We start from the raw sequence: 3,920 nt of genomic DNA on the forward strand, positions 1-3,920 counted from the left end.
ATTTTGTTTTTATATTTTTTATAAATATCTTTAAAAAATTTAATTTCAATTAACTCTTCCAATTTAAATAAATTTGCTTTTATACCATCCTGGATATCATGATTATTATAAGCAATATCATCTGATATAGCTGAAATTTGAGCCTCTAATGAGGGCTGATTTTTATAAGTGATCATATTTTTAAATGATCGAAGTCCAATTAACTGGTCTACTAAATCAAGATCTTTTGGAGGACCATTATGTTTTAATAAACCATCTAAAGTTTCAATTGTAAGATTTAAGCCATCAAACTTAAGATATTTGTTTTCTAAAAACATAATAATTCTCAATGTTTGTAAGTTATGGTCAAAACCACCATAATTTTCCATGCATTCGCTTAACGCATCTTCTCCTGCATGACCAAAAGGAGTATGCCCTAGGTCATGAGCAAGACTTAAAGTTTCTGCTAAGTCTTCATTCAATTTTAGATATTTTGAAATGGATCTTGCTATCTGGGCAACTTCAATTGAATGTGTAATTCTAGTTCTAAAATGATCGCCTTCTGTATTAACAAAAACCTGAGTTTTATGTTTTAATCTTCTAAATGATGCACTGTGAATAATTCTATCTCTATCTCTTTGAAATGGGGATCTGTATTTAGAAAGTGATTCTTTAAATAGTCTCCCTTTACTTTTGAATTCCCCAATGTTTGAGTAGTTTTTCATTCTTTAAATATAAAAATTAAGTATTATATTAGTAATAACAGTGTTCATTCATGATTAAAGAAATTAAATTTACTGATAAAGCGTTAAAACAAATAACTAATTTATTATCAAAAAAAGATAAGGGAAGTTTTTTTAGAATCGCTATCAAAGGTGGTGGTTGCTCTGGTTTCCAATATGAATTCACTTTTGATCAAAGTAAAAATGAAGATGATTTAAATTATGAAAATATCTTAATTGATAAGACTTCTGCAGATTTGTTAAAAGGCTCAGAAGTAGATTATGTATCTGAATTAATTGGTGAACAGTTCAAAATTACTAACCCACAAACAAAATCTTCTTGTGGCTGTGGTGTTTCTTTTTCTCTTTAATGAAAATATCATCTTGGAATGTTAACTCGGTTAGGGCTCGAATAGAAAATATTAAGAGTTATTTATTAAAATATAAACCTGAAATTCTAATGATGCAGGAAATTAAAACTGAAGATGTTAATTTTCCTTATGATGATTTTGCATCGATGGATTATGAATGTCATGTTTTTGGACAAAAAAGTTATAATGGAGTTGCAATAATTTCAAAAAATAAACTTACAAATATAAAAACAGATTTAATCAAAGATAAATTAAAACAATCAAGAATTATTTCTGCTGAACTTGATTATAAAAAAAAGAAAATACAGTTAATTAATATTTATACTCCAAATGGTAATCCAGTTGATACAGAAAAATATGAATATAAAAAAGATTGGATAAATCAACTAATCAAACAGCTAAAGTCTTTTAGTAAAAAAAATTCAAATATTATTTTAGGTGGTGATTTTAATATCATTCCTTCAGCTGAAGATGTTTATAATCCAAAAAGTTTTGAAGATGATGCTTTGTTTAGATTAGAAATAAGAAAAAAATATAGAGAGATGTTAAATCTTGGTCTTAATGATGTGTATAGACACTTTTATGAAGATAAAGAAGGATACACTTTTTGGGATTATATGAGAGGTGCTTGGCAAAAAAATAATGGAATGAGAATTGATCATTTCTTAGTATCAAACTCTTTAATAGATAATGTGAAAGAGATTAATATAAACAAAGATCCAAGAGGCAGAGATAAGCCTTCTGATCACACACCTATTGAGATTACTTTAGCTTAGAGATTTAATCTTATTAACTAATTCTTCATTAATATTTCTTGCACCAGTATCTAATCTATTTTTATGTCTTCTTTCACCTGGAAGCCTTACTTCACCCATAGATTTCATTTTCTCAAAAAATTCTTCTGAATGTTTTTGCCAATTAGTACCTGAAGTTTTGTTTGGGCAAATTGCTAGAATAAATTCTCCACCACTTGGTGGTCCTCCATTATTGCTATCTTTAGCAGCTGTTTCGTAACTAAAATTATCACCCACTAAAGCGCCTGCCATTAATTCAACCATCATTGCAATAGCTGAGCCTTTATAACCACCGAAAGGTAATAATACACCGCCATCTGCAATTTCTCCTGGATCTGTTGTTTCTTTTCCATCTTTAGTTAATCCTGTACCTAAAGGAACTTTATGACCTTCTCGCTTGGCAACTTGAACTTCGCCCATAGCCATTGATGCTGTTGCCATATCATAAACTACAGGAGTTTTTCCTGGTCTAGGCCATGCAAATGAAATTGGATTTGTTCCAAACAAAGGTTTAATCGCACCAGCTGGAGCTACAGCAGGCTTATAAGAGGTACATGCAAATGCTACCAAACCTTCTTCAGCTAATTTTTCTGTCTCTGGCCACATAGCAGCCATGTGATGAGAATTGTTTATTGCTAAAACGGCTACACCATTTTCTTTAGCTGCTTTAACAAGTTCTGGTAATCCTTTATTTAAAACTACTGGTGCTAAGCTATTATTTCCTTCAACTTTTATAACAGAAGGTGATATTTTTTTTACTTCTGGTTTTCCTTTTCCATTTATCTTTCCGCTTTTTAATCCTGAAACATAAGCAGGTAATCTAAAGAGACCATGAGATAAAGAACCATCTCTTTCAGCATTTCTAATTAAATCTGCAAGGATAGATGCTGTACCATTATCACATCCATTTGCTAGTAATGTTTTTTTAGCTAAATCAAATATTTCATCTAGTGTTAGGGAAACTTTACTCATCCCATTATTAGATATTATTTATGTCTAAAGATCAATTTTTATTTAACAACCTTTAAATGATTTTGACATGTTGCTAATTAAATCAAAATATAAATCTTTGCCTGGGTTAAGTGTAGCTCCTAAAGGATCTATAACGCCAGTCTGAATATTCATATCTTTAGCAACTGCTTTGATTATATCAGGATTGAATTGAGGCTCAGAAAATACACAACTTACTTTGTCATGTTCAATTATTTCTCTAATTTCTGCTAATTGCTCTGCTCCAGGCATAACATCAGTATTTACAGTGAAAGCACCTAATACATTTATATCAAACCTTTTTTCAAAGTATTGATAAGCATCATGAAAAACGATTGATTTGAAATCTTTGTTTAATTCAGATTTAACTTTCTTAGTTAGTTTATCTAAATCTTTATGTGCTTTTTTTAAGTTTGCTCTATATTTAGCTTCATTTTTTTGATCATTTTCGATCAAGTGCTCTGCCATTTCGCTTAAAATCACTTTTGCATTCACTGGATCCAACCAAATATGTGGATCATATTCACCATGAGCATGTCCTTCATGCCCGTGATCATCATGGTCATCTTCTTTATGACCCTCTTTATCATGCCCGTGATCATCATGGTCATCTTCTTTATGACCCTCTTTATCATGATCGTGATCATCATGGTCATCTTCTTTTTTTGCATGATCATCGTGCCCATGATCATCATGTTCATCAAAAATATTTCTTTCTCTGAATTTTAATTTTGTTAACTCTTTAATTTCTAATAATTCTATCTTTTCACCTTTTTTTGCTATTGAGTTTAATGGTTTTTCTAAAAAATTTTCTAAATCCTCGCCAACCCAGAATATTAAATCAGCATTTTGTAACATTTTTGCATGTGACGGCTTCAATGCAAATCCATGAGGTGAAGCGTATCCATCTACAATTAAATCAGGTTTACCTACACCATCCATCAAATAACTTACCAATGAATGAATTGGTTTGATTGAAGCTACTACTTTAATTTCAGCGTTTGCAGGTACAATAATTGTTAATAATGATAGAATAGTTAAGATAAATGGGAATTTTTTAATGT

At 30.3% G+C, this 3,920-nt stretch carries 5 protein-coding genes; 2 read left to right on the forward strand and 3 right to left on the reverse strand.

Annotation, left to right across the window (positions count from 1 at the left end; translation table 11 throughout):
* Window positions 1-704: dGTP triphosphohydrolase (gene dgt, locus ACTT9D_RS06830; protein ID WP_440931034.1), on the reverse strand; the 704-nt coding region annotated here is incomplete at its 3' end.
* A gap of 50 nt (window positions 705-754) precedes the next feature.
* On the opposite strand from dgt, the gene ACTT9D_RS06835 reads away from it, so the two are divergent.
* Both ACTT9D_RS06835 and xth read left to right on the forward strand, forming a co-directional pair.
* Complete coding sequence (locus tag ACTT9D_RS06835; RefSeq protein ID WP_014953219.1) at window positions 755-1,072, forward strand: HesB/IscA family protein; 318 nt, start codon at window positions 755-757, stop codon at window positions 1,070-1,072.
* Window positions 1,072-1,848 carry an exodeoxyribonuclease III gene (gene xth, locus ACTT9D_RS06840; RefSeq protein ID WP_440931035.1) on the forward strand — a complete coding sequence of 259 codons (777 nt, stop codon included), beginning with the start codon at window positions 1,072-1,074 and terminating at the stop codon, window positions 1,846-1,848. The genes ACTT9D_RS06835 and xth overlap by 1 nt, the downstream gene beginning before the upstream one ends.
* Here xth and ACTT9D_RS06845 read toward each other — a convergent pair.
* A complete protein-coding gene (locus tag ACTT9D_RS06845) occupies window positions 1,840-2,838 on the reverse strand; it encodes an Ldh family oxidoreductase (protein WP_440931036.1) in 999 nt (332 codons plus the stop codon). The genes xth and ACTT9D_RS06845 overlap by 9 nt on opposite strands.
* A 42-nt stretch (window positions 2,839-2,880) precedes the next feature.
* A complete protein-coding gene (locus tag ACTT9D_RS06850) occupies window positions 2,881-3,918 on the reverse strand; it encodes a zinc ABC transporter substrate-binding protein (RefSeq protein WP_440931037.1) in 1,038 nt (345 codons plus the stop codon).
* Window positions 3,919-3,920: the final 2 nt, after the last annotated feature.

Source organism: Candidatus Pelagibacter sp., assembly GCF_052049815.1.
In the GTDB taxonomy this organism is placed as follows: Bacteria; Pseudomonadota; Alphaproteobacteria; order Pelagibacterales; family Pelagibacteraceae; genus Pelagibacter.